2 protein-coding genes and 1 tRNA gene are annotated in these 1,994 nt (G+C 28.8%); all 3 read right to left on the bottom strand.

Features of this window, described 5'->3' with window-relative positions; all coding sequences use genetic code 11:
- Positions 1–1,444: methyl-accepting chemotaxis protein (locus Q0F58_RS19250; RefSeq protein WP_294379678.1), on the bottom strand; the 1,444-nt coding region annotated here is incomplete at its 3' end.
- Positions 1,445–1,528: 84 nt separating this feature from the next.
- A complete protein-coding gene (locus Q0F58_RS19245; protein ID WP_294379677.1) occupies positions 1,529–1,651 on the bottom strand; it encodes a hypothetical protein in 123 nt (40 codons plus the stop codon).
- Between the two features lie 185 nt (positions 1,652–1,836).
- A tRNA-Lys gene (locus Q0F58_RS19240) sits at positions 1,837–1,912 on the bottom strand.
- Positions 1,913–1,994 lie beyond the last annotated feature (82 nt).

The following is a 1,994-nucleotide window of genomic DNA, read 5'->3' as shown; positions in this document are numbered from 1 at the left end:
ATTCATTTACTGCTGCTGCTGTTTCTTCTGCTGTTGCTGAATTATTTTGTACAACTTCTGAAATTTTATTCACTTCTTCAACCATTATATTAACTGAATTAACTTGATTATCTGATTCATCTGTTATTACTTTAGTAAAATTCACTGCATTATCAAGATTATTTATTATTATTTTAAAGTTCTTTTCAGTTTTATCTACAATTACCTGTCCTGCCTGAGCAGCTTCAGTTGCTTCATTTATTCTTTCAGATGTACTTTTTACTGCTTCCTTTGTAGCTTCAGCTAATTTCCTAATTTCATCCGCAACAACTGCAAACCCCTTTCCTGCATCCCCAGCTCTTGCTGCTTCAATTGCTGCATTCAATGCAAGCAAATCTACTTCTGAAGCAATTGATTCAATAACCCTATTTATTTCCAATATTCCCTCAGTACTATTATCTATATTTTTCATGGCTTCTATTAAGCTATCCATATTTTTACTACCTTCATCTACAACATTTTTTGTATCATAAACTATTTTCTCAGTGTCAATTATGTTCTTAGCATTCTTATTTGCTTGTAGTGATACCTCTTTAAAATTAGACAATAATTCTTCTATTGATGTAGCTTGATTTGTTGCACCTTCTGATAAGATTTCTGTAGTAGCTGCAATTTCTTGTGAACTTACAGATATTAAATTCGATGATTCTCCTATATTTTTAAATATTACATTAAATGCATTTATTATACTTATAAATGATTCTTTTATCAAAATAAAATCACCTTTATACTGTATATCTTCATTTACATCCACATCTAAATTTCCTGTTTCCAATGTTTTTAAAATTCTTACCTCATCATCAATACAATTTTTCAAAAAGCTTATGCTATTAGTTAATTTTTCTATCATTATTCCAAGTTCATCCTCTGATTTATATGTACATTCTGCTTCTAATTTCCCATTAGCAATATTGTCACATATTTCCATAACGTTATCAATACCTTCAAGCAATATTGAATTTAATATTTTTACTATTCCAATAGTTACTAAAACTATTATAATTCCAATACATATCATAAAAATAAAGTTAATTATTATTGCTCTTTCACTTCTATGTAAAAAATCTTCAGCTCCATTATCAAGACTGTCATGAATTTGTGTTAATATTTCAGTCGCATCATTTAAATATTCATCATATTTACTTTCATTACTTCCCTTTATTTCTCCAGTATTTATTAAATCATATAACTGTTCTCTTTCCTGAGCTAATCCTTCTACATTTTCATTAAAACTATCAATTAATTCATCATCTATTAATCCTGAATTACCAATAACTGTCTGTAATTCTTGATAGTTTTCTTTTAATTCAGATAAAATTTTATCTGCATCATTCAAGCTCTCATTTTGTGCAGTATTATTTGTTTCTAATGCTGCAATTTTCATATACTTATCAAACTCAGTCAACTCGCCTGTTATAAGCCAGATTTTATTTGTAAGATTATATGGTCCTGTATATATACCGCTTACATATTTACCAACATTTTTTAATCAAGATGTTGATAATAACATAAACACTATTATCATAATTACCACACTACCAAATCCAAATATATTTTTCTTTTTAATGTCAAAATTTTTATACTTTTCCCTTATCTTAAAATTAAAGCACATATTTTTCCTCCTTAAGACCATTTCTTATTTACAAATATATTTTATATATCTAACCTTAACAGTTGCTTAACAAAAAATAATATCTTGTAAAAAAATTGGTTTTATTGGAGTAGTTTGTCTATAAAATTCAAAATACTATAATTTTAAACGACAAAAAAACTGTTGAATACTTCAACAGTTTTTATTGGTGCGCCATCACGGGTTCGAACCGGGGACACCCTGATTAAGAGTCAGGTGCTCTACCAACTGAGCTAATAGCGCATATTTTACCTGGCAACGTCCTACTCTTCCACACAGTCTCCCGTGCAGTACCATCGGCGCTATAGACCTTAACTTTCCTGTT

Source organism: uncultured Clostridium sp., assembly GCF_934754915.1.
GTDB lineage: Bacteria > Bacillota > Clostridia > Clostridiales > Clostridiaceae > Clostridium.
This window is presented reverse-complemented; position numbering and strand designations above follow the sequence as displayed.